Genomic DNA, 21,230 nt, shown 5'->3' with positions numbered 1-21,230 from the left:
GCAAACCATGTTGCCCGACCTAATCCAGCAGTTCGCCGCCCAGCACGTCGCGAATCCAAGCGTCGCGGCGTTCGCCGATGAAGTCGAAATCGTCTTCATTGGTCATCACCGCATATCCCATGTCCGCTTCCGGATCATAAACCGAATAGGATTTGAACGCGCCGTTGCTGCCGCTTTCCCAGGCAATGCGATGTTCGGCGCCGTCCACGCGCACCCGCCGCACCCGGCCGCCGAGCGCGTAATGATCGTCGGGGCTGGCGACGGTTTCGATCGCTTCGATCATTGCGGGCGTGAACTTGCCGGCATGATAGGGGAAGCGCAGCAGCCGGATCAGATCGTCGGGCGTCGCGGCGAGGCCGCCTGCACACAGTACGAAGTCGGGAATTCGGATTATCGGGCTGCTCGCCACCACCGGGTCGGCGCCGGGCAGGTGCCCGTCGCTCATGATGACGGCGCTGCTCATGTCCGCCGGATCGAAGACGCGCGTCTGTAACATCTGCTCCAGCGGCGCCCCGCCGGCATGTTCCAGCACGGCCTGCACCAGGACCCAGTTGGTGTTCACATAATCGAACGCGGTGCCCGGCGCATCGCCGGTGCGCCCCAGGCCGAACCGGTTCGCGGCATCCAGCGGCGTCAACTCGGTTTGCGACAGCCCTGCCGCATCCTCGCGAAACGCCGCCATCAGGCCATCGGCAACGCCCGAACGATTGTGCAGCAGATCGCGCAGCGTGATCTTGTCCGCATCGGGCGCGGTATAGCCGGGCAGCAGATCGGCGAGCGTATCGGAAAGCCGCAGCTTGCCGTCGCGCTCCAGGATAACCGCCAGCAGCGAACAGGCATATTTGGACGTCGATCCTGCCTGATAGCGCGCCCCGTCGCGCCCGCCATTGCCGGCGCGCGTGCGGAAAGCGCCGTCGGCGCCCAGCGTCGCTTCGGCATAGGCAGGGGTGGTTTGCACGGCATCCTGTGTCGGGCCGGCGGCGATTGCGGCTCCGGCCAGCGACGATCCGCCGAGCAGGGCTGCGAGTGCGAGCTTTCCTATCATGCGTAAGTGTATTGCACAAACAACACACATGCGCAAATCGGGCGTATTATCCCTGTTCCGCCATCACTTCGGCGATCAGGTCCTTGCGGCTCAGCTTGCCGATCATCGTCTTGGGCAGGCTTTTCCGCACCACCACCTGATCGACGCGCTCATGCTTGCCCAGTTGCGGGTTGAGCCATTCGCGCAGTTCCTCGCCGGTCAGCGTCTCGCCCTCCTCCAGCGTGACATAGGCGCGCGGCATTTCGCCGTGATAGGAATCGGGCAGGCCGATGACGAGCGCTTCTTTCACCGCTGGGTTGCGATAGAGCACGGCTTCGATCTGGCTCGGAAACACCTTGAACCCGCCGACCGCGATCATGTCCTTCAGCCGGTCGACAATGCGGATGAAACCGTCATCGTCGATCAAGCCGACGTCGCCGGTCCGCAACCAGCGGCGCCCCTGGCCGTCGGTAACGAACACCGCTTCGTCGGCATCGGGGCGGTTCCAATAGCCCTTCATGATCTGCGGGCCGTTGGCGACGATTTCGCCCGGTTCGCCTTCGGGTGCGGGCTGGTGCGGATCGGCCTTGTCGACCAGTGCCACGCGCGTCCCGGCGATCGGCTGGCCGATCGTGCCCGACTTGCCTTCCGCCTCATAGGGATTGCTCGATACCACGCCCGAGCTTTCGGACAGGCCATAGCCTTCGATCAACGTCGCGCCGGTCGCCTTTTCGAACTTGGACTTGAGTTCCGCCGGCAACGGTGCGCCGCCCGAAATGCACACGCGCAGGCTGGAGAAATCGGTGCTGCCCAGCTTGGGATTGTCGAGCAGCGCCTGGAACATGGTCGGCACGCCGGGCAGGGCAGTCGCCTTGGTCCGTTCGATCGCGGCCAGCGTCTGCGCGGCGTTGAAGCGCGGCATCATGACGATCTCGCCGCCCGTCGCCACCGTGCGGTTGAGGACGCAGGTATTGGCGAAGACATGGAACATCGGCAGCACGCCGAGCACGCGGTCGACCGCAGTGCTCAGTTGCGGGTCGAGCCGCGCAACCTGCCGCGCATTGGCGGACAGATTCTGGTGCGTCAGCATCGCGCCCTTGGGCGTGCCGGTGGTCCCGCCGGTATATTGGATCAGCGCCAGCCCGGTTTCCGGGTCGATCTCCGGCGGGCGGCATTCGCCGTCATTGGCGATCAGCTTGGAAAAGGAGATGATGCGCGGATCGTCGGGCCGCTTCGCGACCTCCGACCCACGAAACAGGCGATAGAAGAGCGACTTGGCAGTCGGCAGCGCGCCAGCCACCGATCCCACCACCAGCCGCTCGAGCCGGCTGCCATCGAGCACCTTGAGCGCAGTGGGCAACAGCGCACTCGCCGAAAGCGTGAACAGCACGCGCGTGCCCGAATCCTCGACCTGATGCGCCAGTTCGTCGACGGTATAGAGCGGCGAGAAATTGACCACCGTCGCGCCGAGCTTGAGGATTCCGTAATAGGCCGCGACATAATGCGGCACATTGGGCAGGAACAGGCCGATCCGGTCGCCCGCGCCATAGCCCAGCTTGCGCAGGCCGCACGCGACGCGATTGGCGCCGTCCAGCGTTTCGGCATAGCTGTAATGCCGCCCCATGAAATCGATGAGCGGGCGATCGCCGCACCGGCGCGCGCTTTCGTCGAACAGATCGACCAGCGAGAGTGGCGGAAAGCGCATGTCCCACGGGCCGGGGTGACGATAGGCGTTGCGCCAGGCTTCTTCGGGAGCAATCATTGACATGGATGTAAGTACCCTTGTCGGGTCAGGCAAGCGATGATCGACCGGTGCACGCGCTGTCTCAGTGAGTCAGCGCGCGGCTCGTCCAGGTGTAGAGAAAATCTACGACGATGACGCCCAGATCGACCGCCGCCTGCAGCTTGTGCGGGGCGAGGTCGCTGCTTTCGTGAGTCAGGAGCCGGATGTCGGCGTGCGGGCGCGGAGTGACGGCGATCACCGTCACGATCAGCGCGAATACCGCAAACAGGGAAAGATTCCGACGGTCCATGTCGCTTGGTTACCGTCTTGCGGGCTTTCCGGCAAGCAAGCAGTTGCGTGATTTTACGGTCAGGCGGCGAAACGCGCGTCGTTGCCGCGCCACCGGTCGCGGCCGGAGGATTTGGCTTCGAACAGTGCCCTGTCGGCGCAGCGATATAATTGTTTCCAGTCGGCTTCGCTGGCCAGCGGCCCGCAGCATGTGCCGATGCTGGCGGTGATGCGCAGGTCGAAGGGAAAGGTCGTGCGGCGCAGGTTGGAAAGCAAATCGCCGGGCTCGACCGGATCGCCGGTATCACAGATGATCGCGAATTCCTCGCCGCCGATCCGCGCAACCAGCGCGGCGGTGGGGACGTATCGGCGCAGCGCGCGGGCGAAGATCCGCAGCACTTCGTCGCCGCCATCATGGCCCAGCGTGTCGTTGACGCGCTTGAAATGATCGATGTCGGCGAGCAGCAGCTGTTGTTCGCCATTGCGGCCGATCGCCGCGTTCAGAAATGCACGGCGATTGAGCAGGCCGGTCAGCGGATCGGTATCGGCCAGGTGGCGCGCCATGACTTCGCCTTCGATCGCCGCGTCGCGTTCGCGGCTCAGCACGCGGATGCGATAGGCGATTGCCAGGCTCGAGATCGCGGCTTCGGCCGCCATCGCCGCGATCGACGAATTGTCGAGCCAGAAGCTCCACGGGATCAGCCCCATATTGCCGAGCGAACGCGCCGCCACGCCCAGCACCGGCGCCGCCCAGGCACAGGTGAACAGCCAGCGATAGGCGCTGCGCCGCCGGAATGTACGCCACAGCGCCGCCGGGATCAGCAATCCGCAGCCGACGAACAGCGCAGTCACCAGCAGGTCCATCGACCCGATATGCCAGGGCGCAAAGAGGAAGAAGGCGCCGCCGCCCAGCATCAGCGCGATCGCGCCGATATGCATCAGCCGGTCCATCCACCCGGCAAAGATGCGCGGTTCGAAATAGAAGCGCATGAATTGCAGCGCCGCGGCGGCGGAGAGGCTGATCGTGAAATAGTTCACGCGCAGCCGCAGATTGTTCGAAATGCCCGGGATCAGCCACGCCATCGCGCCCGACGCCGAAATCGAATAGAGCAGCAACGCCGCCACCATCGCGCAATAGGCAAGCTGGAACCGGTGGCGCAGCGCCCCCCATAAAGCGAGATTATAGATCAGCAGCGCAAGGCACAGCCCGGCAAATCCGGCATAGAGCGATGCGCAGAGCAGGTTTGCCGTGTTGCTGGCATGCGCATCCGAAAGCCGCTGGCCCAGCAGGATGCCGCGCAGATTCGCCGACTGGCGGACATGCCACAACAGCCGGACCGCGGGCGAGTCGCGCGGCGGGATGACATATTCGACAAGCGCGCCGAGCTGGATCCGCTGCGCGACGCCGCGGGCATCGGCGACGATCGTTTCGACATGGCCGTCGGCATATAGGACGTGAAGGTCGAGTCCCTCCTGCCACAGGCTCGCGATGCGCACCGTCAGCGGCACCGCCTCGGTCGATCGCACGTCGAACGGTTGTGAAAGCGCCCAGAAATCGCCCGGACCGAATTTTGTCTGCGCGGTTTTGCAATCGAACGCTGCCGGATCGGCGATCATGGCATTCGCTGCCTGTCCGGTATCGCGGGAGATGCACACCGCCAGCTGCTCGCCGGGCAACGGCGATTGCGCAAATGCGACCGTCGCGCAAAGGCAGGCCATGACCATGGCCCACGACGTCGCTATGCGGCGCGCGATCTGAAAACCGGACATGATTTGTGATTGCGCCCACGTAGCGAATAAAGCGTAAACACATTGGGTTCGGCTGGACATTTCCCGATTTTGCGACAAGGGAGCGCGGCTCGGCCGGCTGCGACGGCGCAGGATATCCGCCGGGAGAAGGTGAATGGCGCAATCGGCGCAGATGGTTGGCAATCGGCGCATCGAGACCGTCGACATGCTGCGCGGCTTTGCATTGGCGGGGCTGTTTCTCGTCCATGTGATGGAAAGTTTCGAGCTCCACTGGATGCACCCGGTGTCCGAACCCGCTTCGGATGCAGTGTTCATGCTGTTGATGGGCAAAAGCTTTGCGCTGCTCGCCATGTGCTTCGGCTTCAGCTTCTTCATCCTGATGGATCGCGCCGAAAAACGCGGCGAGGATTTCACGGCGCGCTTCGCCTGGCGGCTGACATTGCTGTTCGGGATCGCGACGATCCACAGCTATATCTATCGCGGCGACATCATGCAGACGCTGGCGCTGCTCGGGTTCCCGCTGCTGCTGGTCAATCGGATCCGCGACAATCGCATCATCCTGGCGATGGCCATTTTCTGCCTCGCCGGGCCGGTGGGTATCGCCCAGATCGCGATTTCGTGGTTCACCGGCTATGCCGGGCCGGGCAATCCGCCGACGCATTGGCAGGACCCGGCGATGCGCGTCTATCTCCACGGCAATTATTGGGACGTGCTGCGCGCGAACCTGTGGATCGGGCAATGGCCCAAATGGTGGTACGCGATCGAATCGGGCCGCATGGTCCAGATTTTCGGCCTCTATCTGGTCGGGCTTTTGCTTGGCCGTGTCGGGTTTTTCGCCGATCCGGGCCGCTATACCAGGCAGCGCTGGATCGCGTTCGCGCTGATCGGCGGCTTTGCGTTCGTCATGTATTTCGCGCTCCATCCGCTGATCGACGCGTTCCGCGCGGCGGGGTGGAGCGAGGGGGCGGTGCGCGCCTTCACCTGGCTGATCGGCAGCTATTATGACTTTGCCGGGTCGATGACTTGGATGCTGGTCATCATCGCGCTCAGCCGCACCTTTGTGCGCCATATCCTCCAGCCGCTGGTGCCGATGGGGCGGCTCACGCTGACACTCTATGTCGCGCAATCGGTGATCTGCCTGCCGCTCTTCTATGGTTTCGGCCTTGCCCTGCATGACAAGCTCGACGCGATGGGCCGGCTGTGGCTGGGGCTGGGCGGCATCGCGCTGCAAATGATCTTCGCGGCAGTGTGGCTGCGCTATTTCCGCTATGGCCCGCTCGAATGGGTCTGGCGCGCGCTGACCTATTGGGGCCGCAGGGTGCCGCTGCTCAAGCGTGAGAAGCCTGCTGAACCTACGGCGTTCTGAGGCCTTGTTGCGATAGCCAGGGTGCTTCCAGGGTCCAGAAGATGATGTCGACGCCCAGATAATCGCGCGCGAAAGTCACGAAATCATCATGCGTGAAGCGCCTGCCGGTCTGCGGGTTGGTATGGGTCAGGGTTGGTTCCTGCACCGCCATTGCGACAAGCGACAGCCGGCCGCGATAGTCGTGGAAAAAAGGATAGGCGTTGCGCATCTGACCGCGCCGATAGGGTACGATATCCGGCCCACCCATGCCGACGCCCAGTTCCGCCGCCAGTGCAAAGGCGCGTTCCATATAATGATGGTCGTTATTCCATTCGCACGGCCAGAAATTGACATATTGGACGACCTGCGTTTGCGAAAAGGCCGCCCGCAGCGCGCGCATATTGTCGAGTGCGGCCTCGAAATAGCTGTCGCAGCTGAATCCCGGCGGGTCGTTGCCCTCCACGCGATCAAATGCCGTTTCGGGCAGGTTGATGCCGAAAAGCCGTTTGTCGAACCGCTTGCCCAGTGCCGCGATCAGCGCCTGGAAGCGCGCACGCACCGCCCCATTCCACTGAATCGCCGTCCAGCCTTGCCCGATCGGCTCGCCTTCGCCGGGATTGTCATATTGCCGTGCAAGCCCACCGTCATAGCGCGGCTCGGTGAGCAGATAGTCGGGCAGGCGGCGTGCATCGGCAGAAAAGAACCGGTCCTGCAACTGCACGAACAGCTTGCGGTGGAGCGCATCGAGCGTCGCGAGGTCGGTCTCGATTGCCGAAAAGTCATATTCGCCTTCGCGCGGCTCGAGTTGGCGCCAGCTATAGACGATCTGCGCGCCTTCAATGTCGGGGCGGGCCAGAATTTCGCTATGATCGGCGGCAGGATCGCCGCCCAGAAAGACAAAGTTGCGCGGGTCGGGGCGGGCCTGCCCCCAGGCAGGGCCGATAGCGGCCAATCCCAGCAGGATAAGTGCAAGCAGCTTCTTGCGCATCCGGGTCACGCTTTTTTCCCATCGATAAACTGCCGCACGATGGTCGCTCCTGTCGGCCATGCTGCGGACATCTTCCCCCATGCCGGGGAAGATTGCGCGTAAACTTAGCCATTGCCGAGCGCATGGTGCCAATGAAAAACGGGCCGGAGTTTCCCCCGGCCCGTCTGCATCTGCTCTGAAGAAGCGGCTTATTTCGCCTTGGCAGGCGCCTTCTTGCCCTTCTTGCCGCCCGGCTTTTTCGGCGGGGCGGGGGTGACTTCGAAGCTGAGCGCTTCGTCCTTCATCCGCACCTTCACTTCGCCGCCATGGACAAGCTTGCCGAACAGCAATTCCTCGGCAAGCGGCTGTTTGATCTTCTCCTGGATCAGGCGCCCCATCGGACGCGCGCCATAGAGTTTGTCATAGCCGCGCTCGGTGAGCCACGCCTTGGCGTCGTCGTCCAGGCTGATATGAACGTTGCGATCGGCCAGCTGCAGTTCGAGCTGCAGGATGAACTTCTCGACAACGCGCTCGACGACTTCGGTCGGCAGATATCCGAACGGCACAATCGCATCGAGACGGTTGCGGAATTCCGGCGTGAACAGCTTCCGCACCGCGTCTTCCTGAACGTCCTCGCGGCTCATCGTGCCGAAACCGATCGATTCCTTGGCCATGTCGCTGGCGCCCGCATTGGTCGTCATGATCAGAATGACGTTGCGGAAATCCACCGTCTTGCCGTGGTGATCGGTCAGCTTGCCATTGTCCATCACCTGCAACAGGATGTTGAACAGATCGGGATGCGCCTTTTCGATTTCGTCGAGCAACAGCACGCAATGCGGCTGCTGGTCGATCGCATCGGTCAGCAGACCGCCCTGATCATAGCCGACATAGCCCGGAGGCGCGCCGATCAGCCGCGAAACGCTGTGGCGTTCCATATATTCCGACATGTCGAACCGCTGGAGCGGAATGCCCAGGATTTCGGCAAGCTGGCGCGTGACCTCGGTCTTGCCGACACCGGTGGGGCCGGAGAAGAGGTAATTGCCGATCGGTTTGTCGGGATCGCGCAGGCCGGCACGGCTCAGCTTGATCGCCGAACTGAGCACTTCGATCGCCTTGTCCTGGCCGAACACGACTCGTTTCAGATCGGTTTCCAGATTCGCCAGCGTCTTGGTGTCGTCGTGCGACACGCTCTTCGGCGGGATGCGCGCCATCGTCGCGATCACCGCTTCGATCTCGCGGGGCGTGATCGTTTTCTTGCGGCGGCTGGGCGGCACCAGCATCTGCATCGCGCCGACTTCGTCGATCACGTCGATCGCCTTGTCGGGCAGCTTGCGGTCGTTGATGTAGCGTGCAGACAGCTCGACCGCCGACTTGATCGCGTCGGGCGTGTATTTGACGTCGTGATGTTCCTGGAACGCCGTGCGCAGCCCGGTCAGGATCTTGATCGTATCCTCGATCGACGGTTCGTTGACGTCGATCTTCTGGAAACGGCGCAGCAGCGCGCGGTCCTTTTCGAAATGGTTGCGGAATTCCTTGTAGGTGGTCGAACCGATGCAACGGATCGTGCCGCCCGACAGTGCCGGCTTGAGCAGGTTCGACGCGTCCATCGCGCCGCCGCTGGTCGCGCCGGCACCGATCACCGTGTGGATCTCGTCGATGAACAGGATCGCATGCGGCAGCTTTTCCAGCTCGTTGACGACCTGTTTCAGCCGCTCCTCGAAATCGCCGCGATACCGCGTGCCCGCCAGCAGCGCGCCCATGTCGAGCGAATAGATCACCGCTTCCTTCAGCACGTCGGGCACGTCGCCTTCGATGATCTTGCGCGCCAGACCCTCGGCGATGGCGGTCTTGCCGACGCCGGGATCGCCCACATAAAGCGGGTTGTTCTTGCTGCGGCGGCACAGGATCTGCACCGTGCGATCCACTTCGGCGCTGCGGCCGATCAGCGGATCGACCTTGCCGTTGCGGGCCTTTTCATTGAGATCGACAGTGAACTGCTTGAGCGCGCTTTCGCCCTTGCCGCTCTTGTCCTGCTTGGCGTCCTTCGGTTCGTCGGCGCCCTTGGGCGAGTTCGATTCGATCGGCTGGCCGCCCTTGCCGACGCCGTGGCTGATATAGCTGACGGCATCGAGACGGCTCATATCCTGCTGCTGCAGGAAATAAACGGCATAGCTCTCGCGCTCGCTGAACAAAGCGACGAGCACATTGGCGCCCGTCACTTCGTCGCGACCCGAGGACTGAACATGCAGGATCGCGCGCTGGACGACGCGCTGGAACCCGCTGGTCGGCGAGGGATCGGTCGTCTGATCGACCTTCAGCGCCTCAAGCTCGGTATCGAGATAATGCGCGACGGTGGTTTTCAGCTCGCCCAGATCGACGCCGCATGCGCTCATCACTTTCGACGCATGTTCGTCGTCGATCAGTGCGAGGAGCAGATGCTCCAGGGTCGCATATTCGTGACGGCGCGACGAGGCGGCTTCGAGCGCCTTGTGCAGCGTGGATTCCAGTGCGGAAGCAAAGCTAGGCATCAGATAACTACTCCAGTCGAGCCGGCAATGACGCGCCGGCTCCTTTTCCCCCATGTCGGGTCGGTGAGCCCTCGCATCAAGCGCAGCGGCTCCGCACCGGAGATTTGCGGCCTAGTGCCCGGCTCCGGTGCTACCACGCTCATTTCTTAAATAGAGCGTCCGCGCTTGCGCGGTGGTTAACGGCGCGTTTTATTTTTACGCGCGTTCGGGCGATTTCCGTTTCGAGAGCGTCGATCCGCGCTTCCAGTTCCTCGACCGAAAGCGGATCGAGATCCTGTCGGGCCAGCAGGGCCACGGGATCGTCCTTGCGACGCGGCAGATTCTCTTCGGCGTCCATGGGCACAGCGTTGACCCTCCGCCGCATGAAGTCAATAAGGCCCCGGTCAAATACGGGCCCGGGATTTGTGCGGGTTCGGAATTTTCCCGATATCGGAGGGTGGGGCCAGACAATGTCAGTGTCAGCGACGATGCGCGCGATCGATCCGGCGCAGTCGGGTGGTCCGGAAGTTCTGAAAACCAGCGAAATTCCGGTTCCGGTTCCGGGGCCGGACGAGGTTTTGATTCAGGTTGCGGCGGCCGGGGTCAACCGGCCCGACGTGCTGCAGCGCAAGGGCAGCTATCCGCCGCCGCCGGGTGCGCCGTCGACGCTTGGTCTGGAAGTTGCCGGCACCGTGGTCGCGGCGGGGCAGGAGGTCGCGCGCGAAATGATCGGCCAGCGTGTCTGCGCGCTGCTCGGCGGCGGCGGCTATGCCGAATATGCGGTTGCCCCTGCCGGCCAGTGCCTATCGGTGCCGTCCGCGCTGACGATGGCCGAAGCCGCGGCGATGCCCGAAACGCTGTTCACCGTCTGGTCGAACCTGTTCGAGCGCGCCTATGCTCAGGAAGGCGACACCGTGCTTGTCCATGGCGGCACCAGCGGCATCGGCACGATGGCGATATCGCTGTGCAATCTGTTCGGCGTCACGATCATCGTCACCGCCGGATCGGACGCGAAATGCGCCGCAGCCATCGCGCATGGCGCGAATCACGCGATCAACTACAAGACCGAGGATTTCGTCGCGCGGGTGAAGGAAATCACCGGCGGGGCAGGAGTGAACGCCGTGCTCGACATGGTCGGCGGCGATTATGTCGCGCGGAACATGCAATGCATGGCCGAGGATGGTCGCCACGTGTCAATCGCGGTTCAGGGCGGGGCCAGGGCGGAAGTCCCGATTTTCGAAATCATGCGCCGCCGCCTGACGCTGACCGGATCGACGCTGCGCCCGCGCGACAGTGCGTTCAAGGCGCTGGTTGCCGACGAACTCTCTCGCAATGTCTGGCCGTTTGTCGAACAGGGGCGCCTGAAACCGATCATTGACGCCACTTTCCCGCTCGATCGGGCGGCGGATGCCCATCGGCGGATGGAAAGCGGCGAGCATGTCGGGAAAATCGTCCTGACCCTGGATTGAGTGCCGCCAAGGTCTGAATGCCACTTAAGATCTGAATACCCTGGTGGTCTGAGCGCCACTGGGGCCTGAGGGCTGCTGGAGCCTGATCGGCGGCGGTCCGGTGCGCCGGCGCCCGCCTGCGATACGATAGCCGCTGCGAGTCGACCTGGCAGAGTCGTCGCCACGAAAAAGGGCGCCCGGAAGCCGGACGCCCGTTCCTATTCCGGACTGAAAACCCGCTACTAGGGGCTGTCGGGCGTGTTGTCTTGCGTCTCGACGATGACCGCGCCGGCAACAACGGTGGCGACGGCAAGCACGCTGATAATAACGGCAGGCGCAACCTTGTTGGCCTTGCCGACCGAAGTCGTAGCGCGACCCGAGGTCAGCGAAAGCGCTGAAGCGCTCGTCGCCTGGGCGACGGTCGGGCCGACCACGAGCGCGAGCGAAGTCGCGGCAGTGAGCAGTCCCTTCTTGATGTTGGTCATATATTATTCCCTTGTCGTTCGCTTCTCTGATTCCATTGATGGTGTTGAAAGACAACCCTTAACTGTGTCCTGCACCAAAAAAGAGTAATCGCGATGCGCAAAAGCAACGCAAAACGTCGTCAGTCGATTCCCAATCTACGAATCGACAACCCTATGCTCCGGGCAATCGAAACATTACCCAGAAGATCAGGATGTATCGCTTCCGTAATAAAAATTGCACCTACGGTCTTGCTGGGATTCGCGGTCCTTGTGTTCCGCCATTGCCGATTCATCGGGGGCTGCAGCCTGGCGCTGCAAATACCGCGCGCGGTGGATTTTCGACGCTTCTCCGGGGGCGCGCGGTTGCCATGCGCCGCGGCCTGACGTGCACCGGACAGAAGTTGCGTGGCGGCGACCGTGCGCTCAGATCGGGCGACGCCGGGGAACGGGTCCGCACGATCTGACCCCAGGGTGCGGAAGCGGGCGACATCGACGACACTTCCCGCTTGGGGGGCGACGTTTGGGGGCGGGCCCCTGTCTTCGGCGGGATCGCGGCGGCCTAGCCTAGCGCGAACCGAACCGCAGCCGGGCGCCCGCCAAATGAAAACGGGCGCCCGATGCCGGACGCCCGTTCGTATTTCAAATCGAAAACCCGATACTAGGGGCTGGCGGGTTCGTCTTCGTCGTCGACGATCGCCACGACGCCACCGATAAGCGCCGCCCCCGCAATCACGGCGATGATGATTGCCGGTGCGATCTTGTTGGCCTTTTCTGCCGAGGTCGTGGCGCGACCCGAGGTCAGCGACAGCGTCGAAGCGCTGTTTGCCTGAACAACGGTCGGGCCGACCACAAGCGCGAGCGAAGTCGCGGCGGCAAGCAATCCCTTCTTGATGTTGGTCATATCGTTTCCCCTTAATGTTCGAATTACTGATTTCATGGTGGTGACCGAAAGACAAGTCGAAATGCTGCCCCGCAGCAAAAAAGGTTAATTGTGATGCGCAACAGCAACAGAAAAAACTACGTCAATCGATTCAAACTGTAACAATCCCTCGCCATAGAGCCGGGGCAATCGAAGCATTGTACGAGGGCCCAGGGGCATATGGCTTCCGTCACCAAACTTCGTTCGCGCGATCTTGCCGCGCTCGCCGATTTTGCGGTGTCGCGCCCGTCGATTCCCGAAAAGGCGGTTACCGAGCGGCGCAAATACCGCACCGTGTGGATTTCCGACGTGCATCTGGGCACGCGCGGCTGCAATGCGGCGATGCTGATCGACTTCCTCGATCATGTCGACAGCGACACAATGTATCTTGTGGGCGACATCATCGACGGATGGCAGCTCAAGAAGAAATTCTATTGGCCCGCTGCGCATAACGACATCGTCTGGCGCATCCTCAAACGCGCCAAGCGCGGCACGCGGATCGTATATATCCCCGGCAATCACGACGAAATTTTCCGCCAGTTTACCGGGCTGAACTTCGGCGGCGTCGAAATCCGGCGCCAGGCGATTCACGAAACCGCCGACGGCCGCCGGTTGCTGGTGCTGCATGGCGACGAATTCGACGCGATCACGCTGTCGCATCGCTGGCTCGCGCATCTGGGCGACGCCGCCTACACCATGATGATGGCGGTCAATCGCTGGGTAACGACTTTCCAGCGCATCTTCGGCCTGCCTTATTGGTCGCTCAGCAAATATGCCAAGGCCAAGGTCAAGAACGCCGTCGAGTTTATCGGCCGGTTCGAGGAAGTGGTCGCACGCGAAGCGGGAACGCGCGGCGTCGACGGCGTCATCGCCGGCCATATCCACACCGCCGAGATGCGGGAAATCGACGGGATCGCGTATTATAACGACGGCGACTGGGTCGAGGGTTGCACTGCGCTGGTCGAGCACTACGACGGCACAATGGAGATTCTTCATTGGGCCGACGAAATGGCTGCGCGTAGCGCGTCAGGAGTCGCGGCACTGGCCGCCGCGTGAGCGAGGAGCAGAGCGTGCGCATCGCCATCGTCACTGACGCCTGGGAGCCTCAGGTGAACGGAGTCGTGCGCACGCTTCAGGCGGTCAAGGCCGAGCTGGAGAAGATGGGGCATCAGGTGCTCATCATCTCGCCCGACCGATTCTATTCGGTGCCGTGCCCCACCTATCCCGAAATCCGTCTGGCGCTCGCGCGCGTTGCACAGGTCGGCGCGCTGCTGCGCGAATTCGAACCGGAGGCGATCCATCTGGCGACCGAAGGGCCGCTATGCGTCGCCGCGCGCCGCTGGTGCCTGCGCCGCGACTTGCCGTTCACCACCGCCTATCACACCCAGTTTCCCGATTATGTCTCGGCGCGATCGGGCGTCCCGGCGGAATGGATCTGGCGCTATATCCGTTGGTTCCACGGGCCATCGGCGGCGATCCTGGCTTCGACGCCATCGATCCGCCAGTCGCTGGTCGATCATGGCCTTCCCCAGGTGCGCCATTGGGGCCGTGGCGTCGACCTCGACAATTTCCGCACCGGCATCGCGCCGCATCCGAAGATGGCGGGGCTCGAGGGGCCTGTGCAGCTCTATGTCGGCCGCGTCGCGGTCGAAAAGAATCTCGAGGCGTTCCTCAAATCCTCGCATCCGGGCACCAAGGTGGTGGTCGGCGACGGCCCGGTGCGCGCGTCGCTTCAGGCAAAATATCCCGAAGCGAAGTTTCTGGGCGCGATGTTCGGCGCCGAACTGGCAAGCGCCTATAGCGCCGCCGATGTGTTCGTCTTTCCCAGCCGTACCGACACGTTCGGGCTGGTGATGATCGAGGCGCTGGCCTGCGGCGTGCCGGTTGCGGCCTATCCGGTGACCGGGCCGATCGACATCCTCAACGACAGTGTCGGCGCGATGGGAGACGATCTGACCGATGCGATCGGGCGGGCGCTGACATGCGATCGCGGTATCTGCGCGGAATATGGCCGCACCTTCACCTGGGCGGCCAGCGCGCGGCAATTCCTCAGCGCGCTCGTCTATATCGGCGATGTGCGCATCGCGGCCTAGCGGTGTCGCGCAACTGAAACCTTGCCCCCGCGCGCGGCTCGCACTAAGTCACGCTTGTTTACGGCCGCCCGGGTAGGGCGGCCCTTATTGTTTCTGGAGAATGCCCGTGGCCCAGGCCCAACCGCTGATGCCGCACGCGACCGCTTCCTGGCTGGTCGAAAATACTGCGCTCACCTTTGAACAGATCGCCGACTTTTGCGGTCTGCACATTCTGGAAGTCCAGGCGATCGCCGATGATACCGCCGCGACCAAGCTGACCGGTCGTGACCCGGTCCGTGCGCACGAACTGACGATGGAAGAGATCGAAAAGGGGCAGCAGAACCCCGATTACCGGCTCAAAATGTCGAAGGGGCCCGAACAGATCCGTCGCACCAAGGGGCCGCGCTACACGCCGGTTTCGAAGCGTCAGGACAAGCCCGACGGCATCGCGTGGATCCTGCGCAACCATCCCGAAATTTCGGACGGCGCGATCGGCAAGCTGATCGGCACCACCCGCACCACGATCGGTGCGATCCGCGACCGGACGCACTGGAACATCGCCAACATCGTTCCCAAGGATCCGGTGACGCTCGGTCTCTGCTCGCAGCGCGAACTCGATGCCATCGTTGCCAAGGCGGCCAAGCAGGCCGGTATCGAAGCGCCGACCGACAACCGGCTCGAAGGCGATCGCGAAGCGCTGATCACCGAATTGCGCCAGCAGCGCGAACAGGCGGTGCGTGACGCCGAAGTCGCCGCCGCTGCCGAAGCCGCAGGCGATGCACCGGCTCCGGCCGCTCCCGCGACACCGGCATTCGAGGATCCGTTCAAGAAATAATCGTCCGGTGCGCCGACGGCGCGCCCGACCCGTGACCAAGGCCCCTTCGCCCATCCGGCGGAGGGGCTTTTCGCGTCAGCGCAGGATTTTCTCCATCGCCTTGCCCCTGGCCAGTTCGTCGATCAGCTTGTCGAGATAGCGGATTTCCCGCATCAACGGCTCTTCGACATTCTCGACGCGCACGCCGCAGACCACGCCCGTAATCTTCTCACGTGACGGGTTCATCGCCGGCGCCTCGGCGAAGAAATCCTCGAAATTCGTGCCTTGCTCCAGCGCGGCTTCCAGCGTGCTCTGGCTGTGCCCGGTCAGCCAACACAGGATCGCGTCGACTTCCGCCTTGCTGCGGCCCTTGCGCTCGGCCTTGGCGACATAGGCTTTGTACACGCTGGCAACGCTGATTGCATAGATTCGGTGGCCGGTCATGGCGCCGCCTCGATCTGCTGTTCCTTCGGCGAATCCTGCCTGTTGCCGTATCGAAGCGCAATGCTTGGCGGGCGGCGGCGTGCGAAACCCTCTTTACCGCAGCCATGATATTGTTCATCTTTTGTTCCGATCGATGGCGAGTCGTGCGGAGGAGAGAGAAAATGGCCGACAAACTGGTTTTCTATACAAACCCGATGTCGCGCGGGCGTGTCGCCCGCTGGATGCTTGAGGAAGTCGGGGCCGAATATGAAACCGTCCTGCTCGGCTATGCCGACACGATGAAGGGTGCCGAATATCTGGCGATCAACCCGATGGGAAAGGTCCCGGCGATCGCCCATCACGGCAAGGTCGTTACCGAATGCGCCGCGATCTGCGCCTATCTTGCCGATGTATTTCCCGACGCGGGGCTCGCGCCGGAAACGCTGGCCGAGCGCGCCGATTATTATCGCTGGCTGTTCTTCGCCGCGGGGCCGCTCGAGCAGGCAGTGACCAACAATCACGCCGGCTTCATGCCGAGCGCGGAGCAGGGCCGGACGTTCGGCTATGGCAGCTATGAACAGGCAGTCGATACGCTGGAAAAGGCGGTTTCGGCCCATCGCCATATCGCCGGCGATCGTTTCACTGCCGCCGATGTCTATGTCGGTTCGGCGCTGATGTGGGGAACGCAATTCGGGACGCTGCCCAAACGCAATGTGTTTCTCGACTATATCGGGCGGCTCGCTGCGCGCGACGCCTATATCCGCGCCAATGAAATGGACGATGCACTGATGCCGACGCAAGCGCCCGCTGCCTGATCCGCTCGGCGGAACTGGCCGCTTGCGCCGGCCCGCATTCGCGGGAATGAAGGGCCGGCAAGCGCGCAAGGGGGCGGGGATGTGGAAGAAGCTTGAGCATATTTTCGAAACGGGGCTGTTCGCCTCGCGCTGGATCCTCGCGCCCTTCTATGTCGGGCTGATCGCTGCGCTATTGCTGCTGCTGGTCGTGTTCGCGCGCACCTTCTTCGCCGCCATTCCCGATGCGCTGACGATGAGCGTCGAAGTCGCGATCCTGAAAGTGCTGACGCTGCTCGATCTGGCGCTGGCGGCCAATCTGATCCTGGTCGTCATTCTCGCGGGCTATGAAAGCTTCGTGTCGAAGATCGACACCGAGGGGCATGAGGATCGGCCCGGCTGGATGGGGACGACCACCTTTTCCGGCCTCAAGCTCAAACTCTACGCCTCGATCGTCGCGATTTCGGGGATTCAGCTGCTCAAGCTGTTCATGGGCATCGGTCAGAAACCGGTCGACGGCCACGACCTGATGTGGGCGACGATCATCCACTTTGCGTTCGTCATTACCGCCGTCCTCTCCGCGCTCACCGATTATCTGTCGGCGCGTGGCAGCAAGAGTTCGTCGGGATGAGCGGAAGCGATGCATCCGGGCGCGAGCTGGCGGGCATGACGCTGAACGAGTGACCGTTCGGGACCGGGCGGTTCGACCGGTTCGATGCGCTGCTGAGTTCAGGAGATCGCGAAGGGCTCGTTGCTCTGTTGCGACGCGGCGCCGTTTATGGGTTCACGACCTAACGGCTGTATCCGCCGCCCCGCTTCGGCAGTTCCGCCATGATCGCCCTCCGTTCGGCGACATCCATCGTTCCCCAGCGGGCAATTTCGTCGATCGTTCGCGAACATCCCTCGCACAGCCCCGTCGTGCGCGCGATCCGGCAGATATTGCTACAGGGGCTTTCGATCGGCTCGGGCGGCAGATAGGCGATCAGTTCGTCGTCCATTGCGCCATCCAGTCGGCAATCGCCTGCGGACGCAATATCCGCGCGTCGGCAAGCGCCAGTTCGCGCCCGCTGTTGCGCATCCGGCCGGTCGCGGGGTCGATGATCAGCACGGCCGGAACCGCACGCAGCCGGGCAAGGCCGAAGCGCGCGGGAATATCCAGATTGCGGTCGAATTGCCCGACATCGACATGCACGACTTCATAATTGCGCGCCATCCAGCCGCGCATCTGGGGAAGCGCCAGCACGCCCGCCAGAATGCGGCAATCCGCGCACCAGTTTCCGCCGAATTCGATCATCAGCGGCTTGTTCGCCGCGCGGGCACGCTGCAGCGCCGCGTCGACATCCGCCGATGCATCGCGGCCTTCATGATAGGGCAGGGGAAGCGGGCGGGGGAGCTGCGCGATGCTGGCGATCGTCAGCTGCGGCGCACCTTCGCCACCCGGAGCGAACCCGGCAAGCGCCAGCATTGAAAAGAGACCGAGCAGCGCGCGTTTCAACATTCTGATTCCCCCCCCCGGATTTCGACGAGCGTCATGCTGCACCGATCCCGTGGTCGATGCCAGCCCTTCCGGGGGAAATGCCGCGACCGGCAGCGATCGTCAGCTGTTGAACCCGTAGTTCAGGAATTCCGGCATCGGGCCATTCCATCCCTGCTCGCCGGCGTCGCCTTCAGGCTCGCGTTGGCGGGCGGGCGCACGGCGGGGTGCCGATTCGGATGCGGCGCGCGTGCGCTTGGCTGCCGGTTTCGGTTCGGCCGGCGCGGCGTCTTCGCGTGTTTCGACCGCTGCCTTGTCCGCCTCGGGTGCCTTGTCGGCTTCGGGCGCCGCCGATTTGCTGCCGCGACGTCCGCCACCCGACCGCGATCGGGACGTGCTACTGCGCTTGGCTTCGCTTTTCGCCGGTTTCGCCTCGGCATCCTCGCTGCGGCCCGCGCCGCTCGCCAGTTCGCCGACCTTCTCGATCTTCTGGCCGGTCAGCTTCTCGATATTCTCGATATTCTCGGCATCGGCGGAGGTGACGAAGGTATAGGCAGTGCCGCTGGCGCCCGCGCGACCGGTGCGGCCGATGCGATGGACATAATCGTCCGGGTGCCAGGGCGCGTCGAAATTGAAGACGTGGCTCACACCCTTGATGTCGAGCCCGCGTGCGGCGACATCCGATGCGACGAGGATGTTGACCTCGCCCTTCTTGAAGCGGTCGAGTTCGGCAAGGCGCTGCGGCTGGTCCATATCGCCATGGATCTCGCTGGAGCGATAGCCATAGCGTTTCAGGCTCTTGTTGAGCTCGCGCACCGTGGTCTTGCGGTTACAGAAGATGATCGCCGTCGCGATATCGTCCTTTTCCAGCATTGAACGCAGCACGTTGCGCTTGGCATGGCCCGCCGAAGGCACCGGCACCAGCCACTGGGTGATGTTGATATTGGTCGTTGCCGGACGCGCGACTTCGATCGTCTTGGGATTGCTGAGAAACTTGTCGGCCAGCTTCTTGATCGGCGGCGGCATCGTCGCCGAAAACAACAGCGTCTGACGCGTCTTGGGCAATTTGGTGCAGATTTCCTCGATATCGGGAATGAACCCCATGTCGAGCATCCGGTCGGCTTCGTCGATCACCAGCAATTCGCAACCGGTGAGCAGGATATTGCCCCGGCCGAACAGGTCGAGCAGGCGCCCCGGCGTGGCGATCAGCACGTCGACGCCCTTTTCCAACGCCTTGATCTGGTCGCCCATCGATACGCCGCCGATCAGCAGCGCCATCGAAAGCTTGTGATACTGGCCGTATTTCTCGAAATTCTCGGACACCTGCGCGGCAAGCTCGCGCGTCGGCTCCAGGATCAGGCTGCGCGGCATCCGCGCGCGGCTGCGTCCCTGGGCGAGAATGTCGATCATCGGCAGCACGAAACTGGCGGTTTTGCCTGTCCCCGTCTGCGCCACACCGATCAGGTCGCGCATCATCAGCACACTGGGGATCGCGCTCGCCTGAATTGGAGTCGGCTCAGTATAGCCGGCTTCGGTTACAGCACGCAGAAGTTCGTCAGAAAGGCCGAGATCGGCAAAGCTCATGCAAATGTCCGGAAATCGGGCGCAAGTCGCGCCGGGTAAGTGTGACAGGCGCTTGCGGATTCCGGCCGAGATGTCAAGCGCGACTCGACCTGACACCCATTGAATCGCCCCGAAATCCGTAGAAATTTCGTCGATCGCATGCCGCATGCTATCGGCGCGCCACCATGACACCCGATCAATCCCGGCTCGTCGAAACGATACGCCAACGCTTCGGCGACAAGGCAGTGACGACCGATCCGCACGATATCGCGCCCTGGACCACCGACTGGCGCGGCCGTTTCCATGGGGCGGCGCCGGCGATCCTGTCGCCCGCATCGACCGATCAGGCCGCCGCGATCGTCGCGCTGGCGGCGCAATCGCGCATCGCGCTGGTGCCCCAGGGGGGTAATACATCGATGGTCGGCGGCGCGACGCCGCCTGCGGACGGATCCGCGCTGATATTGTCGCTGCGGCGGATGAACCGCATCCGCGCGCTTTCGGCGCCGGATATGCTCGCGGTGGCGGAGGCGGGAGTGATCCTCGCCGATCTCCATGCCGCGGCGCTCGAACAGGGGCGGCGTTTCCCGCTCACGCTGGGCGCGCGGGGCAGCGCCACGATCGGCGGGCTGGTATCCACCAATGCCGGCGGCACCCAGGTGCTGCGCTTCGGCACGATGCGCTCGCTGGTCGCGGGGGTGGAGGCAGTGCTTCCCGACGGGTCGATCCATGACGGCCTGTCGGCGCTGCGCAAGGACAATCGCGGATATGACCTCAATCAGCTGCTGATCGGTGCGGAAGGGACGCTGGGCGTCGTCACTGCCGCCAGCCTGAAGCTCGTACCCGCAGTCGCTGCGCGGGCCGTGGCGTGGGTCGGGCTCGAAAGCCCCGTCGCCGCGCTCGCTCTGTTGCGCGCGATGGAGGCGCGTACCCGGACGATCGAAAGTTTCGAGATCATTCCCGGCGATTCGCTGGCGCTGGTGCTCGGCCATATCCCCGATACGCGCGCGCCGCTCGCCGACCCGCATCGCTGGCATGTGCTGATCGAAGCGGTGATCGGCGATCTTGGGGAGGAGCCTCCCGCAAAGCTGCTCGAGCGGCTGCTTGCCGACGCGCTCGAATCGGGGCTGGTTCAGGACGCGGTGATCGCCGCGAGCGAAGCGCAGGCAGAGGCGTTCTGGCGGCTGCGCGATTCGCTGTCGGAGGCGGAGCGGTCTGCGGGTCCGGCGGTGCAGCACGATATCTCCGTCCCGGTCGCGGACATGCCGCGCTTCATGATCGACGCGGCGAGCGCAGCGGAACAGCGTTTTCCCGGCACGCATGCAACGGCGTTCGGGCATCTGGGCGACGGCAATGTCCATTTCCATGTCCGCGCCCCGGCGGGCGCCGATCCGAATCGCTGGTACGCCACCGATGCGCCCGAAATCACGCGATTCGTCCACGATCTGGTCGTCGCCGCCGGCGGATCGATCTCCGCCGAACATGGTATCGGCCAGATGAAACGCGCGGAACTCGAGCGGCTGTCGCCCCCCGCGCGCATGGCCGCGCTGCGCGCGATCAAGTCTGCCCTCGATCCGGACGGAATCTTCAATCCGGGCAAGCTTGTGACGCTTGCGCCCGCGCGCACCGCGCCATAGACAGCGGCAAACGCCTTTCAGGAGA

The 21,230-nt window shown here is 63.4% G+C and carries 21 protein-coding genes; 8 read left to right on the top strand and 13 right to left on the bottom strand.

Features of this window, described 5'->3' with window-relative positions; all coding sequences use genetic code 11:
• Window positions 1-19 precede the first annotated feature (19 nt).
• The 4 genes from DKB74_RS08145 to DKB74_RS08130 all read right to left on the bottom strand — a co-directional run bounded on the left by DKB74_RS08145 (window position 20) and on the right by DKB74_RS08130 (window position 4,805).
• On the bottom strand, window positions 20-1,045 hold the full coding sequence (locus tag DKB74_RS08145; protein WP_161956834.1) for a serine hydrolase domain-containing protein: 1,026 nt from the start codon (window positions 1,043-1,045) through the stop codon (window positions 20-22).
• Window positions 1,046-1,091: 46 nt separating this feature from the next.
• Window positions 1,092-2,786: an AMP-binding protein gene (locus DKB74_RS08140; RefSeq protein ID WP_109807597.1), complete on the bottom strand. Its 1,695-nt coding sequence runs from the start codon at window positions 2,784-2,786 to the stop codon at window positions 1,092-1,094.
• A gap of 64 nt (window positions 2,787-2,850) precedes the next feature.
• On the bottom strand, window positions 2,851-3,057 hold the full coding sequence (locus tag DKB74_RS18825) for a hypothetical protein (RefSeq protein WP_109807596.1): 207 nt from the start codon (window positions 3,055-3,057) through the stop codon (window positions 2,851-2,853).
• Between the two features lie 59 nt (window positions 3,058-3,116).
• A complete protein-coding gene (locus DKB74_RS08130) occupies window positions 3,117-4,805 on the bottom strand; it encodes a GGDEF domain-containing protein (protein ID WP_239987426.1) in 1,689 nt (562 codons plus the stop codon).
• Window positions 4,806-4,938: 133 nt separating this feature from the next.
• Here DKB74_RS08130 and DKB74_RS08125 point away from each other — a divergent pair, with 133 nt between their 5' ends.
• Complete coding sequence (locus DKB74_RS08125) at window positions 4,939-6,150, top strand: DUF418 domain-containing protein (RefSeq protein ID WP_239987425.1); 1,212 nt, start codon at window positions 4,939-4,941, stop codon at window positions 6,148-6,150.
• Here the strand turns inward: DKB74_RS08125 and DKB74_RS08120 are convergent.
• The 3 genes from DKB74_RS08120 to DKB74_RS08110 form a co-directional block, all read right to left on the bottom strand.
• Window positions 6,137-7,117, bottom strand: a complete 981-nt coding sequence (locus tag DKB74_RS08120) for a hypothetical protein (RefSeq protein ID WP_109807716.1) — start codon at window positions 7,115-7,117, stop codon at window positions 6,137-6,139. The two genes, DKB74_RS08125 and DKB74_RS08120, sit on opposite strands and share 14 nt — an antisense overlap.
• A gap of 188 nt (window positions 7,118-7,305) precedes the next feature.
• Complete coding sequence (gene clpA / locus DKB74_RS08115; RefSeq protein ID WP_109807595.1) at window positions 7,306-9,624, bottom strand: ATP-dependent Clp protease ATP-binding subunit ClpA; 2,319 nt, start codon at window positions 9,622-9,624, stop codon at window positions 7,306-7,308.
• A gap of 139 nt (window positions 9,625-9,763) precedes the next feature.
• Window positions 9,764-9,961, bottom strand: coding sequence for a DUF1192 domain-containing protein (locus tag DKB74_RS08110; protein WP_109807594.1), 198 nt, complete (start codon window positions 9,959-9,961; stop codon window positions 9,764-9,766).
• A 130-nt stretch (window positions 9,962-10,091) separates the two neighbouring features.
• Between DKB74_RS08110 and DKB74_RS08105 the strand changes: the two genes are divergently transcribed.
• Window positions 10,092-11,072 carry an NAD(P)H-quinone oxidoreductase gene (locus DKB74_RS08105; protein ID WP_109807715.1) on the top strand — a complete coding sequence of 327 codons (981 nt, stop codon included), beginning with the start codon at window positions 10,092-10,094 and terminating at the stop codon, window positions 11,070-11,072.
• A 221-nt stretch (window positions 11,073-11,293) separates the two neighbouring features.
• Here DKB74_RS08105 and DKB74_RS08100 read toward each other — a convergent pair whose 3' ends face one another.
• Entirely contained in the window at window positions 11,294-11,536 is a 243-nt protein-coding gene (locus DKB74_RS08100) for a hypothetical protein (RefSeq protein ID WP_109807593.1), read from the bottom strand.
• Between the two features lie 637 nt (window positions 11,537-12,173).
• Window positions 12,174-12,416: a hypothetical protein gene (locus DKB74_RS08090; RefSeq protein ID WP_109807591.1), complete on the bottom strand. Its 243-nt coding sequence runs from the start codon at window positions 12,414-12,416 to the stop codon at window positions 12,174-12,176.
• A 198-nt stretch (window positions 12,417-12,614) separates the two neighbouring features.
• On the opposite strand from DKB74_RS08090, the gene DKB74_RS08085 reads away from it, so the two are divergent.
• From DKB74_RS08085 to DKB74_RS08075, 3 genes are all read left to right on the top strand, one after another.
• Window positions 12,615-13,490 carry a UDP-2,3-diacylglucosamine diphosphatase gene (locus tag DKB74_RS08085; RefSeq protein WP_109807590.1) on the top strand — a complete coding sequence of 292 codons (876 nt, stop codon included), beginning with the start codon at window positions 12,615-12,617 and terminating at the stop codon, window positions 13,488-13,490.
• A gap of 14 nt (window positions 13,491-13,504) precedes the next feature.
• Complete coding sequence (locus DKB74_RS08080) at window positions 13,505-14,527, top strand: glycosyltransferase family 4 protein (RefSeq protein WP_109807714.1); 1,023 nt, start codon at window positions 13,505-13,507, stop codon at window positions 14,525-14,527.
• Window positions 14,528-14,654: 127 nt separating this feature from the next.
• Window positions 14,655-15,341, top strand: a complete 687-nt coding sequence (locus DKB74_RS08075) for a DUF1013 domain-containing protein (RefSeq protein ID WP_109807713.1) — start codon at window positions 14,655-14,657, stop codon at window positions 15,339-15,341.
• Window positions 15,342-15,416: 75 nt separating this feature from the next.
• Here DKB74_RS08075 and DKB74_RS08070 read toward each other — a convergent pair whose 3' ends face one another.
• Entirely contained in the window at window positions 15,417-15,764 is a 348-nt protein-coding gene (locus DKB74_RS08070; protein WP_109807589.1) for a DUF2200 domain-containing protein, read from the bottom strand.
• A 161-nt stretch (window positions 15,765-15,925) separates the two neighbouring features.
• On the opposite strand from DKB74_RS08070, the gene DKB74_RS08065 reads away from it, so the two are divergent.
• Together DKB74_RS08065 and DKB74_RS08060 are read left to right on the top strand one after the other, a co-directional pair.
• On the top strand, window positions 15,926-16,558 hold the full coding sequence (locus DKB74_RS08065) for a glutathione S-transferase family protein (protein WP_109807588.1): 633 nt from the start codon (window positions 15,926-15,928) through the stop codon (window positions 16,556-16,558).
• Window positions 16,559-16,637: 79 nt separating this feature from the next.
• Complete coding sequence (locus DKB74_RS08060; protein ID WP_109807712.1) at window positions 16,638-17,165, top strand: TIGR00645 family protein; 528 nt, start codon at window positions 16,638-16,640, stop codon at window positions 17,163-17,165.
• Between the two features lie 160 nt (window positions 17,166-17,325).
• Here DKB74_RS08060 and DKB74_RS08055 read toward each other — a convergent pair whose 3' ends face one another.
• The 3 genes from DKB74_RS08055 to DKB74_RS08045 all read right to left on the bottom strand — a co-directional run bounded on the left by DKB74_RS08055 (window position 17,326) and on the right by DKB74_RS08045 (window position 19,592).
• A complete protein-coding gene (locus tag DKB74_RS08055) occupies window positions 17,326-17,532 on the bottom strand; it encodes a DUF1289 domain-containing protein (protein ID WP_109807587.1) in 207 nt (68 codons plus the stop codon).
• Entirely contained in the window at window positions 17,517-18,032 is a 516-nt protein-coding gene (locus tag DKB74_RS08050) for a thioredoxin family protein (protein WP_109807586.1), read from the bottom strand. The genes DKB74_RS08055 and DKB74_RS08050 overlap by 16 nt, the downstream gene beginning before the upstream one ends.
• Before the next feature lie 99 nt (window positions 18,033-18,131).
• The gene (locus DKB74_RS08045) at window positions 18,132-19,592 is read right to left on the bottom strand and encodes a DEAD/DEAH box helicase (protein WP_109807585.1); all 1,461 of its coding nucleotides are present in this window, start codon (window positions 19,590-19,592) and stop codon (window positions 18,132-18,134) included.
• A gap of 164 nt (window positions 19,593-19,756) precedes the next feature.
• On the opposite strand from DKB74_RS08045, the gene DKB74_RS08040 reads away from it, so the two are divergent.
• A complete protein-coding gene (locus DKB74_RS08040) occupies window positions 19,757-21,205 on the top strand; it encodes an FAD-binding oxidoreductase (protein ID WP_109807584.1) in 1,449 nt (482 codons plus the stop codon).
• The last annotated feature ends 25 nt before the right edge of the window (window positions 21,206-21,230 follow it).

This window comes from Stakelama portus, assembly GCF_003171655.1.
Lineage (GTDB): Bacteria > Pseudomonadota > Alphaproteobacteria > Sphingomonadales > Sphingomonadaceae > Sphingomonas > Sphingomonas portus.
The sequence above is the reverse complement of the archived record's forward strand: the minus strand, read 5'-3'. Positions and strand labels throughout refer to the sequence as shown.